11 protein-coding genes are annotated in these 15,431 nt (G+C 71.7%); 7 read left to right on the top strand and 4 right to left on the bottom strand.

The annotated features are described in order from the left end of the window. The first annotated feature begins 42 nt into the window (after positions 1–42). Positions 43–1,224: a hypothetical protein gene (locus ACIA8K_RS31490; protein ID WP_396065822.1), complete on the top strand. Its 1,182-nt coding sequence runs from the start codon at positions 43–45 to the stop codon at positions 1,222–1,224. A 271-nt stretch (positions 1,225–1,495) separates the two neighbouring features. On the opposite strand, the gene ACIA8K_RS31495 is transcribed toward ACIA8K_RS31490, so the two are convergent. Beyond that, positions 1,496–2,482, bottom strand: a complete 987-nt coding sequence (locus ACIA8K_RS31495) for a winged helix-turn-helix domain-containing protein (protein ID WP_396065824.1) — start codon at positions 2,480–2,482, stop codon at positions 1,496–1,498. Between the two features lie 202 nt (positions 2,483–2,684). Between ACIA8K_RS31495 and ACIA8K_RS31500 the strand changes: the two genes are divergently transcribed. Genes ACIA8K_RS31500 through ACIA8K_RS31510 form a run of 3 tightly spaced genes read left to right on the top strand, consistent with a single transcriptional unit; the run spans position 2,685 to position 6,261 of the window. Continuing rightward, the gene (locus ACIA8K_RS31500; RefSeq protein WP_396065826.1) at positions 2,685–3,584 is read left to right on the top strand and encodes an ABC transporter permease; all 900 of its coding nucleotides are present in this window, start codon (positions 2,685–2,687) and stop codon (positions 3,582–3,584) included. After that, the gene (locus ACIA8K_RS31505) at positions 3,584–4,540 is read left to right on the top strand and encodes an ABC transporter permease (RefSeq protein ID WP_396065828.1); all 957 of its coding nucleotides are present in this window, start codon (positions 3,584–3,586) and stop codon (positions 4,538–4,540) included. Before ACIA8K_RS31500 ends, ACIA8K_RS31505 begins: the two co-directional genes overlap by 1 nt. Before the next feature lie 11 nt (positions 4,541–4,551). After that, positions 4,552–6,261, top strand: coding sequence for an ABC transporter substrate-binding protein (locus tag ACIA8K_RS31510; protein ID WP_396065830.1), 1,710 nt, complete (start codon positions 4,552–4,554; stop codon positions 6,259–6,261). Here ACIA8K_RS31510 and ACIA8K_RS31515 read toward each other — a convergent pair. Beyond that, on the bottom strand, positions 6,239–8,599 hold the full coding sequence (locus tag ACIA8K_RS31515) for a putative bifunctional diguanylate cyclase/phosphodiesterase (RefSeq protein WP_396065832.1): 2,361 nt from the start codon (positions 8,597–8,599) through the stop codon (positions 6,239–6,241). The two genes, ACIA8K_RS31510 and ACIA8K_RS31515, sit on opposite strands and share 23 nt — an antisense overlap. Beyond that, on the bottom strand, positions 8,596–9,381 hold the full coding sequence (locus tag ACIA8K_RS31520) for a PrsW family intramembrane metalloprotease (protein WP_396065834.1): 786 nt from the start codon (positions 9,379–9,381) through the stop codon (positions 8,596–8,598). Before ACIA8K_RS31520 ends, ACIA8K_RS31515 begins: the two co-directional genes overlap by 4 nt. Before the next feature lie 84 nt (positions 9,382–9,465). Here ACIA8K_RS31520 and ACIA8K_RS31525 point away from each other — a divergent pair, with 84 nt between their 5' ends. Continuing rightward, positions 9,466–9,750: a hypothetical protein gene (locus tag ACIA8K_RS31525; RefSeq protein WP_396065836.1), complete on the top strand. Its 285-nt coding sequence runs from the start codon at positions 9,466–9,468 to the stop codon at positions 9,748–9,750. A gap of 47 nt (positions 9,751–9,797) precedes the next feature. Here the strand turns inward: ACIA8K_RS31525 and ACIA8K_RS31530 are convergent, their stop codons facing one another. Continuing rightward, positions 9,798–11,156, bottom strand: coding sequence for an FAD-dependent oxidoreductase (locus ACIA8K_RS31530; protein WP_396065838.1), 1,359 nt, complete (start codon positions 11,154–11,156; stop codon positions 9,798–9,800). A gap of 193 nt (positions 11,157–11,349) precedes the next feature. Here ACIA8K_RS31530 and ACIA8K_RS31535 point away from each other — a divergent pair, with 193 nt between their 5' ends. Both ACIA8K_RS31535 and ACIA8K_RS31540 read left to right on the top strand, forming a co-directional pair. Then, the gene (locus ACIA8K_RS31535) at positions 11,350–13,584 is read left to right on the top strand and encodes a putative bifunctional diguanylate cyclase/phosphodiesterase (RefSeq protein WP_396065840.1); all 2,235 of its coding nucleotides are present in this window, start codon (positions 11,350–11,352) and stop codon (positions 13,582–13,584) included. 55 nt (positions 13,585–13,639) lie between these two features. Next, complete coding sequence (locus ACIA8K_RS31540; RefSeq protein WP_396065842.1) at positions 13,640–15,310, top strand: GspE/PulE family protein; 1,671 nt, start codon at positions 13,640–13,642, stop codon at positions 15,308–15,310. Positions 15,311–15,431: the final 121 nt, after the last annotated feature.

A 15,431-nucleotide genomic window follows, 5' to 3' on the forward strand; every position in this document is an offset into this window, starting at 1 on the left:
GCACCGGCCACGGCGGGCCGGCGGCGCCGAACGGGCCCCGGCATGAGCGCGGCAGTGGAAACCCCGCCGGAGATCGGCAGCCCGGCGATACCCTGGCACCGGCGCGCGCTCCACGCGTTCGGCCCGGCCGTCCTGGCGTACCTCCTGCTGCGGCTCTTCTGCCTGGCCGTGCTCGTCGTCTTCGCGAAGATGGCCGGTGAGTCCGTCACCCACCTGCTCACCGACTTCGACGCGAAGTGGTACGCCGGCATCGCCACCGGCGGCTACGACGACGCGATCCCGCTCGGCCCCGACGGCGCGCCGAAGCCGACGAACCTGGCGTTCTTCCCGCTCTTCCCGGCGCTGATCCTGGTCGTCGACCTGCTCCTGCCGGGCGGCGCCGCGATCGCCGGCGTGGTCGTCGCCTGGCTGGCCGGCCTGGTCGCCGCCGCCGGCCTCGCCGCGATCGGCACGCACCTGCGGGACCGGCGCACCGGAATCATCCTGGCCGCGCTCTGGGCCGTGCTCCCGCACGCGCTGGCGCAGTCGATGGGCTACAGCGAGACGCTCTTCACCGCGCTGGCCGCCTGGTCACTCTGGGCGCTGCTGCGCCGCCACTGGCTCACCGCCGCGCTGCTGTGCGCGCTGGCCGGCCTCACCCGCCCGACCGGCGGCGCGCTCGCCGTGGCCGTCGGCCTGGCCGCGCTGCTCGCCGTGATCGGCAACCGCGGCCGCTTCACCGACGGCGGCTGGCGCCCCTGGCTGGCCGGCGCGCTCTCCCCGCTCGGCCTGCTTGCCTACATCGCCTGGGTCGGCGTCCGCCTCGGCCGGCCCGACGGCTACTTCCGCGTCCAGGACGAGGCCTGGGGCATGGCCTTCGACGGCGGCGTCTTCACCCTGAAGACCACAAAGGCCGTCCTCACCTCGCAGGCACCCCTGATGCTCTACATGAACATCGCGGTCCTGACCCTGGCCGTGCTGCTCCTCGCCCTGGCCATCACCGAACGCCTCCCGTGGCCCCTGCTGGTCTTCTCCGCAGTGGTACTCGCGCTCGCGCTCGGCGGCGAGGGCTACTTCCACTCCAAGGCCCGCCTCCTGATGCCCGCCTTCCCCCTGCTCCTCCCGGTCGCCTTCGCCCTCGCGAAGGCTCGCCTCCCCCAGCTCGTGGCAGTCCTGACCGCGCTGGCCGCCCTCTCCGCCTGGTTCGGCACCTACCTCGCCCTCATCTGGGAATACTCCCCCTGACCCTCATCCTCGACGAACGGCTCGGCTTCCCCGGGCCGTTCTCTTCCCCGTCCCGCCCACCTCCATGGCGTTGTCCTTGCGGGCGGGGCCCTGCCGTCGTGATTCGGTCCGCCGCTGAGGCGGCAGTGGCGTTGCCCGTGCGGCTGCGGTCTCGCTGCCGCGTTCCGATCAGCCGCTGAGACGGAAGTGGCGTCGATCTGCACGCGCCCCCCACGGGCGGAGAGCCCGCGGGAGCAGCGCTGCCGGACCACGGCGGAAGTGGGTAAATGAATCAATTCTCGAGAAGTGCCCGCCCGATCGCCGTGATCTGGTGGAGGACCAGGTTGGCGTGGCGCTGGCTGGTGATCAGGCCGGCTTCGCGGAGGACTGTGGCGTGGTGGCTGGCGGTGGCGGGGGAGATGCCGACGCGGCGGGCGATCTCGCCGGTGGTGGCGGCGGCCACGACCGCGCGGAGCACTGCCAGGCGGGTGCCGCCGATCAGCGGTCCGAGGCGGCGGCCGCCGTCGGGTGCGCCGACCGCGGCGGCGGGGCGCTGGCGGAGGGCGGGGTAGACGAGCATCGGCGGCAGTTCCGGGTTGGCCAGCGCGATCGGGTCCTGCCAGCAGAAGTAGGACGGGACCAGCAGCAGGCCGCGGCCGCCGAGGTGCATGTGCCGGTCCATCGGGTAGCCGTGGATGGAGAGGATCGGGGCTTTCCACTCGCAGCGCGGGCCGAGGTCGTCGAGCAGGTGGCCGGCGCCGCTGTCGAGCATCATAGTGCCGCGCAGTGCCCTGTCGTCGGCGACCACGCCGGAGATCTCGGTCCAGTAGGGGGCGACCGCGACCTCGAAGTACTTTCGCAGGGCGTCGCCGAGGGAGTGCATCGCCTCGGTGCGGCCGGCGGCGAGGTCGTCGAGGAAGACATCCGCGCCGGCCGGGTCCGGGATGAGGCGGATCTCCTCTTTCACGCGGACGGCCTCGGTGTGCTGGACCGCGTCGATGCCCTGGTCGAGGCCGGTGATGTCACCGGGAGTCAGGAAGTCGGGGAAGTACCGGCCGAGAGGGGAGATCGGCAGCAGCGTGCCGCGCAGCAGATCGTTCATGCCGGCGCGGCCGAGGTCCTGCCGGGCCTGCCGGTGCCAGCCCTCGTAGGCGGTGTATCCACGCTTGGTCTGCAGGCGGTGCAGGCTGCAGACGATCTCCCACAGCGGGTCCGGGCGCCGGGAGATGCGGGTGCGGGCCACGTCCTCGGCCGTGAAGTGGATCGACAGTGTGCCCATTTGACGTAGTGTCCGCCCGTGGTGGCAATAGTGCTGTCGATGACCCGACAGAATGGCGTGCTAAAGAGAGGACGGCGACCCCCCGTCTGCCGCCGTCCTCGGCACATAGAGTGCTGGGTTACGGATGTCTGTGCCACGGACCTTCGATCCTGCTCGAAATACGGACTTGATTTGCACGATCCTGATCGATTTGATGTGAGACATGTCGTTTCGGCTCCGGCGCTTCCGGTCCGTGCTGGCCGCCGCCGCCGGTGCTCTGCTGCTCACCCTGATCGCCTCCGCGGCGCCGCTGATCTCCGCGGTGTACGGCGCGGGCCCGCAGGACACCTTCGCCGACGACCTGGACGGGTACGGCATGCCGTACGGCATCGCGGGTGGTGTCTCCACTGTGCACTGGTTCGGCCTGGAGCCGGGGCTGGGACGTGACCTGTTCATCCAGGTCGTCTACGGACTGCGCACCTCACTCACGGTGGCCGGCCCGGCCGTGCTGCTGGCCACCGCGCTCGGCACCGTGATCGGGGCGCTCGCCGGGTTCCTCGGCGGCTGGATCGACGCGCTGCTCACCTGGCTCACCGACGTGGCGATCGCGCTGCCGATGCTGCTCTGCGCGATCGCGGTGATCCGCCCGCTGGAGCTGGCCTTCTACGGCCCCCGGGACGCGGTGCCCGGCTGGTTCCGGGTGGTCATGCTGATCGGCCTGTTCGCGGCGCTCGGCTGGACCGGCGTGGCGCGCCTGGTCCGCGGCCAGGTGCGGGCGTTGCGGGAGCGCGAGTTCGTGACCGCGGCGGTCGCGCTCGGCGCCCGGCCGGGCCGGGTGCTGGGCCGGGAGGTGCTGCCGCATCTGGGGCCGCCGATCACCGCGGGCGCGGCGCTGCTGCTGCCGACGTTCACGTCGGCGGGCGCGGCGTTGAGCTTCCTCGGGCTGGGCGTGCTGGAGCCGACGCCGGACCTGGGGCGGACAATTCAGCGGAGCCTCGGCTATCTGCAGACGGACCCGGCGTACGTGATCTTTCCCGGCCTGGCGCTGGTGCTGCTGGTGTTCGTGTTCACCGTGCTCGGCGAGTCGGTGCGGCGGGCGTTCGATCCGGGATCGGGCCGGTGATGAGGCGGCTGCTGAGCCGGCTCGTGGTCGGGGTGCTGACGTTGGTGGCGGTGAGCGTGCTGACGTTCCTGCTGTTCTTCGCGGTGCCGCGGGATCCGGCGGCCGCGATGTGCGCGAAGAGTTGCGACCCCGCGCGCCTGGAGCGGATCCGCGACGAGTGGGGGCTGTCCGAGCCGGTGCCGGTGCAGTACCTGTCCTTCGTCCGGAAGATCGTCACCGGCGCGGACGGCTGCCCGGTGCCGTGCCTGGGCCGGTCGTACGCGACAGGCGAGCCGGTAAGCACGGTGCTGGCGACCACGCTGCCGGTGACGGTGAGCGTGGTGGTGCCGGCCGCGGTGCTGTGGATGACCTGCGGCGTGCTGCTCGGCACGCTTGCGGCGGCCCGGCCCGGCTCGGTCACGGACCGGCTTGTCGGCGCGCTGTCACTGGCCGGGCTGGCGTTGCCGCTCTACCTGGTCGGCGCCGTGCTGCTGCTGATCCTGGTGTACGGCACCGGCACGCTGCCGCCGCCCGGGTGGACGCCGCCGGCCGAGGGCCCGGGCCGCTGGGCGTCCGGGCTGGTGCTGCCCTGGGTGACGCTTGCCGCGATGCTTGCGCCCGGCTACACCCGGCTGGCCCGCGCGCAGGTCGGTGACGTGCTCTCCGCCGACTTCGTGCGTACCGCGGCGGCGAAGGGCCTGACCGGGCGCGCGGTTATCGGCAGGCACGCGCTGCGCGCCTCGGCGGGCCCGCTCGCCACGCTTGCGGCGCTCGACGTCGGCGCCGCGCTCGGCGGCACGGTGATCACCGAGTCGACGTTCGGCCTCAACGGGCTGGGCCGGGCCGTGCTCGTGGCGGTCCGTGCCGACGACCTGCCGCTCATGCTCGGCGCCGTGCTGCTGGCCGCCGTGTTCGTGGTCGGCGCCAACGCGATCGCGGACGGACTGCAAGCCGTCATAGACCCACGACTGCGATAGATAGGAGATCGATGAGGAGAACGCTGACACTTGCATTGGTGCTGGTGGCCTGCGCGGCCTGCACCGACAACCCGCGGGGCGGCGTCGCGCCGTCCGAGGGGGCGATCCGGCAGCAGACCGGCGTGATCGCCACCGACCCGGCGGCGTCGCGCGGACCCGCGCCCGAGGTGCCCGGCGCCGCGACCGGCGGGACCGTGACCGTGTTCCGGGAGACCACGCTGGCCCGGCTGGACCCGCAGCGCGTCTACTCGTTCCTGGGCCTGAGCATCTCCCAGCTGTACGCGCGGCGGCTGACCACGTTCGCGGACGACGGCACCGGGAAGCTGACCCTTGTCGGTGACCTCGCGGAGACGCCCGGCACGGACGTGAACGGGGACTGCCGCACCTGGGAGTTCCGGCTCAAGGAGAACATCCGGTTCGAGACCGGCGCGCCGGTGACCGCGCGGGACATCGCCTACGGGATCGCGCGCTCGTTCGACCTGACGCTCGCGGGTGGGCCCACCTACCTGCAGGAGTGGTTGTCCGGGACGCCGCAGTATGACAAGGCCTTCGACTTCGCGCCCGCCACGACCGCGCTGCCGCCGGGCGTGGAGACGCCTGACGACCGCACGCTGCGACTTCGTTTCCCGAGGGCGCAGTGTGACCTGCCGTTCGCGGCCGCGCTGCCGGCGACCTCACCGGTGCCGGCCGCGGCGGACACCGGGCTGGACTACGACCGTTCGCCGGTGGCGACCGGGCCCTACAAGATCGAGGGGCGGACCGGCGACAGCGAGCTGCGGCTGGTGCGCAACCCGCAGTGGGACCCGGCTACCGATGCGGTCCGGCATCAGTACCCGGACCGGTTCGTGCTGTCCTTCGGCGCGGACCCGGTCGCCCAGACCAACCGGATCATGGCGGGGCAGGGGGCCGACGCCGCGTCCGTCTCGTTCGACGGGGTGCCTCCGTCACTGCTGGCCCGTGTCACCGGCGACCCGGCGCTGGAACCACGGATGCTCCGATCGCAGACGCCGCGGCTGACCATGATGAGCATCAACACCCGCCGGATCACCGACGTCTCGGTGCGGGCGGCGCTCAACCGGGCCGTCGACCGGGAGAGCCTGGTCAAGGCGATCGGCGGCGCCGCGGTGGCCCGGCCGCTGACCACGCTGCTGCCGCCGTCGACGATCGGGTGGCGACCCTACGACGCGTACCCGGCGGCGCCGGTCCAGGTGGGTGAGGTTCCGGAGCTGGTGCTCGCGCACGCGGACGACGCGGAGGGCCAGATCGTCGCCACCTCGCTCGCCACCGGCCTGCGCGCGGCCGGCTTCACAGTGACCACCAAGGCGGTGCCCGCGAACGAGTACCTGGTCGAGATCCAGAAGGCCGACAACCCGTGGGACCTCTACGTCGACTCGTGGGCGCCGGACTGGCCGAGCGGCGCGGCAGTGCTCCCCGCGCTGTTCGACGGCCGTGGCATCAAGGTGGACGGCGGCAACAACGGCACGTCCTACCTGGACGCCCGCCCGCTTGACGCGGAGTTCGACCGGATCACCGCGCTCCCGATCGACGAGCAGAGCGCGCAGTGGGCCGCGCTCGACGAGAAGATCATGCGGGAGTACGCCCCGGTGGTCCCGCTCTACATCGAGCTGACCTGCACGATCCGCGGGCCGTCGGCGGGTGGCCTGTTCGTGGACAGCGTCTTCGGCAGCCTGGCCTTCGTCAACGCGTTCGTGACGCCGTAGCGGGCGGTCCGGCGGGGACCCGGGTCTCCGGATCCCCGCCGGCCGGCCGCAGGGACGCCACCAGATCGCCCGGGGAGAGTGGCCGCGACAGCAGATAGCCCTGGCCCGTCGTATAGCCGAGTTCGCGAAGCCGGGCCGCCTGGGCCGGGTTCTCGATCCCCTCGGCCACGGTGTCCAGCCCGAGCGCGTCGGCCATCTGCCGGACCGCGCGCGCGACCGCGAGCCGGGCCTCGTCCGGGGCGCCGGCCGCGGTGTCGACCTCGATGCCTGTGACGAACGACCGGTCCAGCTTGAGGATCGCGACCGGGAACGCGAACAGCAGGCTTAGCGACGACTCGCCGGTGCCGAAGTCGTCGAGCGCCAGCCGGATGCCGAGTGTGTGCAGCTCGTGCAGGCCGGCCATGATGGCGCCACCGCGCAGCGCCGCGGACTCGGTTATCTCCAGGACCAGGCGGTCCGGTGCGAGCCCGGAGGCGGCCAGCGCGGCGGACACCTCCGCCGGGAACGACGGGTCCTGCAGCTGGTGGCCGGAGACGTTGACGCCCACCTTGTGGGGCGCGGCCTCGCCGAGCTCGGCGGTCCAGGCCACCAGCTGGCGGCAGGCCTCGTGCAGCGCCCAGCGGCCGAGCGGCACGATCAGCCCGGTGCGTTCCGCGGCCGGGATGAACTCGGCGGGCAGGATCAGCCCGCGTTCCGGATGCCGCCAGCGGACCAGCGCCTCGACCCCGATCGTGCGGAGCGTGGCCAGGTCCGCGATCGGCTGGTAGAACAGCGTCAACTCGCCCTCGTCAAGGGCCCGGCGCAGCTCGCCGCCGGTCTGCATCTGGCCGAGCACCGGCTCCTCCATGCCGCTGGCGTAGTGCACGAGCCGGGCCTTGCCGCGGGCCTTCGCGGCGTACATGGCGATGTCCGCGTTCCGCAGCACGTCCTCGGCGCGGTCGCCGGGGCGCGCGGTGGCGGCGCCGATGCTGACCCGGGCCAGCAGCGGGTGCGCACCGGCAAGCAGCGGGCGCTGCAGCGCGTCAAGCAGCCGCTCCGCCACCGCGTCGGCGCAGGCGGACTCGGGCACCAGCACCGCGAACTCGTCGCCGCCGAGCCGGGCCGGTAGACCGCGGTCGCCGGTGGCCTGGCGCAGCGCGGCCGCCACCGCCCTCAGCAGCTGGTCGCCGACCGCGTGGCCGAGCGTGTCGTTGACGGTCTTGAAGTCGTCCAGGTCGATCAGGAGCACTGTGGCGCCGTCCCCGGAGTGCAGGCGCGAGCTGAACAGCGCCCGGTTCGCCAGCCCGGTGAGCGCGTCGTGCGTCGCCTCGCGCTGCAACCGCATCTCCTGCGCGCGCAGGTGGGTGACAAGCCGCGAGTTGTCGCTGAGCACGGTGAGCTGGCGCAGCACCACAAGCATGGTGGTGGCGACCGCGGCGATCACCACGGTGCGCACGTGCCGGTCCGCGGCCTGCCCGTCGTTCGCGACGAGCAGCAGCAACCCGTTCACGGCCGCGACCGCCACGTAGGGGAAGACGACGAACGGGATCCGGCCGCCGGACCGGTCCGGCGGGGGGAGGTGCGGCGCGTACGCCTGCCGGACCGCCGCCCCGGTCATGGCCAGCGCCGCGACCGGGACCGCGAGCACTGCGGCGCCGAGCTTCCCCTGCTCGCCGTAGACGAGCGTGGCGAATCCGGACCCGGCCCCGAGCAGCTGGGCGCCGCACAGCAGGTACATCGCGGGCCGGTCCACCGGGCTATCGCGGCCGAACAGCAGCCGGGTCAGCACGACGCCGGCAAGCAGGCTCGCGACCGCGATCGCCAGCAGCGCGATCTCGCTGATCGGGGCGTCCTCCAGGAACAGCGGCTCGATCGCGAAGTGCCACAGGAACACGGACCCGGCGAGCACTGCGGTGGTGCCGTCAAGCGCGTACCGCAGGCGTTCGGCGTGGCTGCGGGTGCCGAGCGGGAGCAGCAGCACCACGGTCAGGAACGCCAGCACGCCGCAGACGATCGGCACGCTTGCGAGCGGGGACAGCCGCGGCGCGATGCCGGGCGCGGGCGGGTCCAGCATGATCGTGACGACCGCGATGCCCCAGCCGGCGGTGGTCAGCACCGCGGTGACACGCAGGCCGCGCCAGAAGCGCCGGGCGGCCGGGTTGAGCGTGGGCAGCGCTCCGGCGACGCCGACCGGGACGGAGACGATCGCGAGCGCGCACAGCCCGATCAGGTAGCCGGGCGCGACCGAGCCGCCGCTGTCGAACGCGAGGTGCAGCGCCAGCCACAGCGCCGCGACGAGCACAAGCGTGACATTCAGCCAGAGGTACGGCACGAGTGCGCGCCGACCCGGTTCCGTCACCTGCTCAACGCCCGGTACCGGCGCATCGCGAACAGCAGCGAGCCCACGCTGACCACGCTGAGCACCAGGTAGGCGAGCTCGTTGCCGATGCTGTCCCAGAGCGTGTGAAGCGTGATCGCGAACGCGAAGATGCCGAGGAACGTGCCGAGCCTGCGTCCGCCGGGACGGGCCGCGAGCGCCCACAGCGCGCCGGTGGTCAGCCCGGTCCAGGCGATGTGCCCGGCCGGCGCCATCACGCCGCGGATGAGCAGCGTCTGCTCGACCGCGCCGATGCTGCCCTTCGACGACAGCAGCGCGGTGAACGCGTACCCCATCGTCTCCAGCGCGGCGAAGCCGACACCGCTTGCCACGCCGATGACCAGGCCGTCGGCCGGCTCGCGGCGGCCGGCGCGGAGTGTGAGCGCGAGGATGACGACCGGGACCACGAGCTTTGCGGTCTCCTCGATGATCGCGACGAATAGCATGGGCAGCGCGCCGAGGCCGCGCAGCGCGTCCCACTCCAGCCAGCCGGCCACCACCACACCGATCACGCCGCCGAAGAACGCGGTGCAGATCAGCACGGCCGGCGACACCTGCCAGCGCCCGGTCCGGCCCTCCGCGAAGACCAGGAACGACACGGGTACGACAGTGGCGCCGAGCAGGATCACCGAGGGTACGAGATTGGGGTTCTCGGTCCGGACCAGCGTGGTCAGCACCAGCGCGTACAGCCCGCCGAGCACGATGAGCGTGCCCAGCCAGGCGTACCGCCGCCACAAGCGCGTTTGTGAGGGCATCAGCGTCATGGCAGACAGTGTGCCGGAAAGGTGACGCAAACGCGGTCCCGCGCGTTGTCCTCTCGGACCCCCGAGAAGATGTGGAGTGCAGCGATGTTCATGGTGACCGGCAACGCGGCGGAGGTGATCCGGCGGCTCGCGGAGCGGGAACGTGCGCCGGACGGTGCGGGGCTGCGGATCGCGGCCGATCCGCGGGCGGGCGAGCTGACCGTGGGCCTGGCGCCGCGGCCCCGTGCGGGCGACACGGTGTTGCAGGCGGGCGGCGCGTACCTGTTTCTCTGCCCGGCGGCGCTGCAGGCGCTTGACGACAAGGCGCTTGATGCCACGATGACCGAGGACGGCGACTTCGACTTCATCATGGCGCAGCAGCCGGGGTGAACGGAGCGGGGCCGGGCTGATCACAGCCCGGCCCCGCCCCCAGCCGCTCAGTGCCCGGACAGCGTGATCATGTCCTCGCGCGGCACGACCTTGATCCGCTTGCGGCCGTGCGGCTCGCCGAGCGAGATCTCGTGCTTGTCAAGCAGCTGCCAGCCGGCCCACGAGGTGTACCGCACCCCGCGCCGCTGCAGGTAGGTGAGGACCTCGGCCGGGTCGGTCCGGGTGGCGGCCGGCAGCGTGTCCGCGTCCGCGAGCAGGCTGGTGACGGTCTCGTTCGCGTCGCCCTTGGTGTGGCCGATCAGGCCGACCGGGCCGCGCTTGATCCAGCCGGTGACGTACACGCCCGGGATGTGGTTGCCGTCGATGTCAAGCACCCGCCCGGCCGCGTGCGGCACCGTGCCGGAGCCGGTGTCGAACGGCAGGTCGGAGAGGGGCTTGCTGAGGTAGCCGACCGCCCGGTAGACCGCCTGCACGTCCCAGTCGGTGAACTCGCCGGTGCCGCGCACGGTCCCGTCGCCGACCAGCTCCTGCGTCTCGGTCCGGAAACCCGTCACGCCGGACTCGGGGTCGCCGAGGATCGCGACGGGTGCCTGCAGGAAGTGCAGGTGCAGGCGGCGCTTGCGGTCCTCGCGCGGGTCGCGGACGGCCCAGTTCTGCAGGATGTCCACGCACATCTTCACGTGGCGCGTCTTGCGCATCTCCTCGAGGCTGCCCTCGTCGAACTCGATGCCCTCCGGGTGGACGATCACGTCCACGTTGGGGGAGTGGTCCAGCTCGCGCAGCTCCATCGGGGTGAACTTGACCTGCGCCGGGCCACGCCGGGAGAAAAGGTGCACGTCGGTGACCGGGCTGGCCAGCAGGCCCTGGTAGACGTTGTCCGGGATCTCGGTCTCGAGCAGCTCGTCCGCGGTCTTGGCGAGCACCCGGGCGACGTCGACTGCCACGTTGCCGGCGCCGATCACGGCAACCTGGGTGGCGGTCAGCGGCCACTCGCGGGAGACGTCCGGGTGACCGTCGTACCAGCTGACGAAGTCCGCGGCGCCGTAGCTGCCCGGCAGGTCGATGCCGGGGATGTCCAGCTCACGGTCCTTATCCGCGCCGGTCGCGAAGATCGTCGCGTCGTAGAACGGGCGCAGCTCCTCGAGCTTGACGTCGACGCCGTAGTCGATGTTGCCGATGAAGCGGATCCGCGGATTGTCAAGCACCTTGTGCAGGGCGTTGATGATCTCCTTGATCCGCGGGTGGTCGGGGGCGACACCGTAACGGATCAGGCCGTACGGGGTGGGCAGCCGGTCGAAGACGTCGACGGTCGCTGTCGGGTGGTTCTTCGACAGGATGTCGGCGGCGTAGATGCCGGCCGGACCGGCGCCGATGACGGCGACCCGCAGTGGGCGATGCTCCTCCATGGTGGCGTTTTCCCTCGCTCGCTCGCGCGTAAGTCTGACCGCCCAGGTTAGGTCAGCCTTAGTTAGAATCTCGCCACCGACAGGTGTGAGCCTGATCATGTGGGCGTGAAACCGCAGCTCAGCGGTCACCCGATGGGGTGGTTGCCGATGAGTTTCCGCTCAGTTCGCGGGACGGTGCGCCGACTCTGCGGCCATGAGGTTCGAGTCCATCGATGACGACTACCAGGTCGAGCACTGGACCCGGCAGATCAGGACCGGCGCCTGGATCGCCATCCTGATCGCGGCCGTGGGCGCGGTGCGGATCCTGCTGGACTGGCCGGAGCCGTCCCGGTGGCTTGTCTACGTGCTCATCCCGGCCGTGCTGGTCCAGGCCGGGCTGACCGCGTTGCCGTGGGCGCGGATCGTCCGCCGCCGGCACGCCCGGGAGCTGCTCTTCGTCTGGTGGCTGCTCGAACTCCCGCTGCTCTACCTGTTCGCCCGCGGGGACGAGGCCGCACTCGCGATCTACCCGGCCGGTGCCATGGTCGTCATGGTCACCGCGGCCGTGCTCTACCCGCCGGTCCTGGTCGCCGCGCTCGGCCTGCTCTGTATCGGCGGCTTCCTGGCGCTCGCCAACGGTCTGCCCGAGGCGGAGGCGACGATGATCGCCGGCCTGGTGGCAGTGCTTGTCGCGGTGGTCGGCACCTGCGTGCTCACCGCGCAGAACCGGCTGGCCCAGGACGCGCGCCGCAGTGCCGCGGAGGACCGGACCGAGGCGCTTCTGGAGAACGCCTCCGACCTGGTCCTGGCGGTCGGCCCGGACGGCGACGTCACCTTCGCCAGCCCGTCCGCCCGTGACCTGCTCGGCCGGGACCCGTCCTCGATCACCGGCGAGCGGCTGAGCACGATGGTCCACCCGGACGACCTGTCGAAGACGCGCGAGTTCATGACCACGCTGTTCGCGGCCACACCTGAGCACACCGCACGGCTGGAGATCCGGCTGCGGCGCGGCGACGGCAGCTGGGTCCACACCGAGGCGATCGGCGTCAACCGGCAGGCGAACCCGAACCTGCGCGCGGCGGTGCTCAGCATCCGCGACGTCGGCGCCCGCAAGCAGATGGAGGAGCAGCTGACCCGGCAGGCGTTCACCGACGCGCTGACCGGGCTGCCGAACCGCGCGCTCTTCCGCGACCGGGTCACCCACGCGGCGGCCCGCAACCAGCGCGAGGCCGGCCGGATCACGCTCATGCTTATCGACCTGGACGACTTCAAGCTTGTCAACGACGGTCTCGGGCACACCGCCGGCGACCAGCTGCTGCGGGTGATCGCCCAGCGGCTGACCGCGCAGCTGCGCCCGGCGGACACGCTGGCCCGGCTCGGCGGCGACGAGTTCGCGGTGCTTGTCGAGGACCTGACCGAGCTGGAGGCGGCGGAGCTGGCCGACCGGCTGGTCCGCGCGGTCCGCGAGCCGGTCACGCTCGGCATCCGGGACGTGATCTGCACGGCAAGCATCGGCATCTCGGTGATCAAGGCGGGCGTGCACGACCTCGGCGAGGCCGACGAGCTGCTGCGCGACGCGGACCTGGCGATGTACGCGGCGAAGGCGGCCGGCCGGGACGGCTACGCGGTCTTCGACCCGGCCCGGCACTCGGACGTGCTTGCCGAGGCGGAGCACCGGGCCGCCCTTGAGCGCGCGCTGCTCGAGGGCCAGTTCGTGGTGCACTACCAGCCGATCGTGGAGCTGCCGGACCGGGAACTGATCGGCTTCGAGGCGCTGGTCCGGTGGAACCATCCGGAGAAGGGCATGGTCGGCCCGCTCACGTTCATCCCGCTTGCGGAGGCGACCGGGCTGATCGTGCCGCTCGGCCGCTGGGTGCTGGACCAGGCCTGCCGCCAGCTCGCGGAGTGGATCGCGGACCACCCCGAGGCCGCGAAGCTGCGGATGAGCGTGAACCTGTCGCCGCGCCAGTTCCAGCACAGCGCGCTGGTCTCCGAGGTCGCGGCCATCATCGAGCGCACCGGCGTGCCGGCCGGCAAGCTGGTCCTGGAGATCACCGAGTCGCTGCTGATGAAGGACACCGAGGTCACCGTCCGTACCCTCGAAGCCCTTAAAGCTCTGGGGGTACGGATCGCGGTCGACGATTTCGGCACCGGCTACTCCTCGCTCAGCTACCTCAAGCGGTTCCCGGTCGACATCCTCAAGATCGACCGCTCGTTCGTGGAGGGGATCACCGCGGACTCCGGCGACGCCACGCTCGCGGAGGCGGTCGTGCAGCTGGGCCGCACGCTGCGCCTGCAGACCGTGGCCGAGGGCATCGAGACCGCCGACCAGTGGTCCACGCTCCGCGCGCTCGGCTGCGAGTACGGCCAGGGCTACCTGTTCGCCCGCCCGGTGGCGGCGGCGGAGATCGTGCCACTAATCCGCGCCAACCTCACTGGGACGCCCTGACCCCATAACGGAATAACGCCTCAGGTCGGGCCGTCAGCGGCCGATGGGGGACCCGATGGACCAGACCTTCCGCCCGCTGATGGACGCCCTGAAGGAGCGTGGAGTCGACCCGCAGATGGTCGACTACGCTGCAGAGGAGGCGGAACGCAGCGGGCGCTCGATCCGCGCGGTGCTGATCAACGATCAGATCGTCACCGAGCAGGAGCTCACCGCCGCCGCTGCCGAGGCGTACGGTGTCCAGACCGTGGATCTGGTCGGCTACCCGATCGAGCAGGCCGCGCTCGGCAAGATCCCGCTGCCGCTCGTGGTGCGGCACCGGGTGATCGGCATCGCGATCGACGGCAACGAGCTGATCGTCGGCGTCACCGACCCGGCCGACGTGGTCGCGCTTGACGACGTACGCGCCTCCACCGGCATGGTGGTCCGCCCGGTGGTGGTCGCGCGCACCGAGGTCCGCAAGATCATCGAGAAGTTGCAGCGCGAGGAGAACGACCTCGGCGACATGGCCGAGAGCCTGCGCGTCGAGCAGGCGCCCTCGATGTCGTCGTTCGCCCAGGGCGACGACGACGCGCCGATCGTCAGGTACGTCAACTCGCTGATCGAGCAGGCGATCCAGAACCGCGCCTCCGACCTGCACCTGGAGCCCTCCGAGACGGACCTGCGCGTCCGCTACCGGATCGACGGCGTGCTGCACGAGGTCGACACCGTGCCGCAGGCCGTGCAGAGCGCGCTCATCTCCCGCCTGAAGATCATGTCGAACGTCGACATCACCGAGCGCCGGATCCCGCAGAACGGCCGGATCACGATGCAGCTCAACAACCGCAAGGTCGACCTGCGCGCCGCCACGCTGCCCACGGTCTGGGGCGAGAAGATCGTGCTCCGCGTGCTCGACACCGGCGGCATCAACCTCGACCTGGCCGGGTTCGGCTTCACCGAGGACAACTACGAGCGCTTCTCCGCCTCGTTCGGCAAACCGCACGGCATGCTGCTGGTCACCGGCCCGACGGGCTCCGGCAAGTCGACCACGCTCTACGCCACACTGGCGAAGATCAGCAAGCCGACCGTCAACATCATCACCGTCGAGGACCCGGTCGAGTACCGGCTGGCCGGCATCAACCAGGTCCAGGTGAACGTCAAGGCCGGACTCACCTTCGCCGCCGTGCTGCCCGCAATCCTCCGATCCGACCCCGACGTGGTCCTGATCGGCGAGATCCGGGACCCCATCACCGCCCAGTTCGCGGTCGAGGCCGCGCTCACCGGCCACCTCGTGCTCACCACGCTGCACACCAACGACGCCCCCAGCGCAATCGTCCGCCTCACCGAGATGGGCATCGAGCCGTTCCTCGTCGGCAGCTCCGTTGACTGCGTCCTCGCCCAGCGCCTCGCCCGCCGCCTCTGCGACTGGTGCAAGACCGAATATGAGCCACCGGACGCCGAACTCGAGGCCGCCCGCTGGCCGTTCGACCAGTGGGACCCGCCGGCCAGCCTGTGGAAGCCGGTCGGCTGCCGCACCTGCGCCGGCACCGGCTACAAGGGCCGGCTCGCGGTGCACGAGGTCATGCCGGTCACCGAGGAGATCGAGAAGCTGGCGGTCAAGCGCGCGCCGGCCAGCGACATCCACGCCGTAGCCCAGGCCCAGGGCATGTTCGACCTGCGCATCGACGGCCTCCTCAAGGCCGCAAACGGCCAGACCTCAATCGCCGAAGTCCTCCGCGTCGCCATCTGACCCCCAATCAAAACCCAAACCTTGCTCTTCCCGCTCCCGCGGTGGTCCAGCCCGCATGCTCCCGCGGGCACCGGCCCCGCGCGGCCCGGGCCAATACCTGCTCGCGCCCGACCCGGAGGCG

The sequence above is a fragment of the Catenuloplanes sp. NPDC051500 genome (assembly GCF_044454585.1).
In the GTDB taxonomy this organism is placed as follows: domain Bacteria; phylum Actinomycetota; class Actinomycetes; order Mycobacteriales; family Micromonosporaceae; genus Catenuloplanes.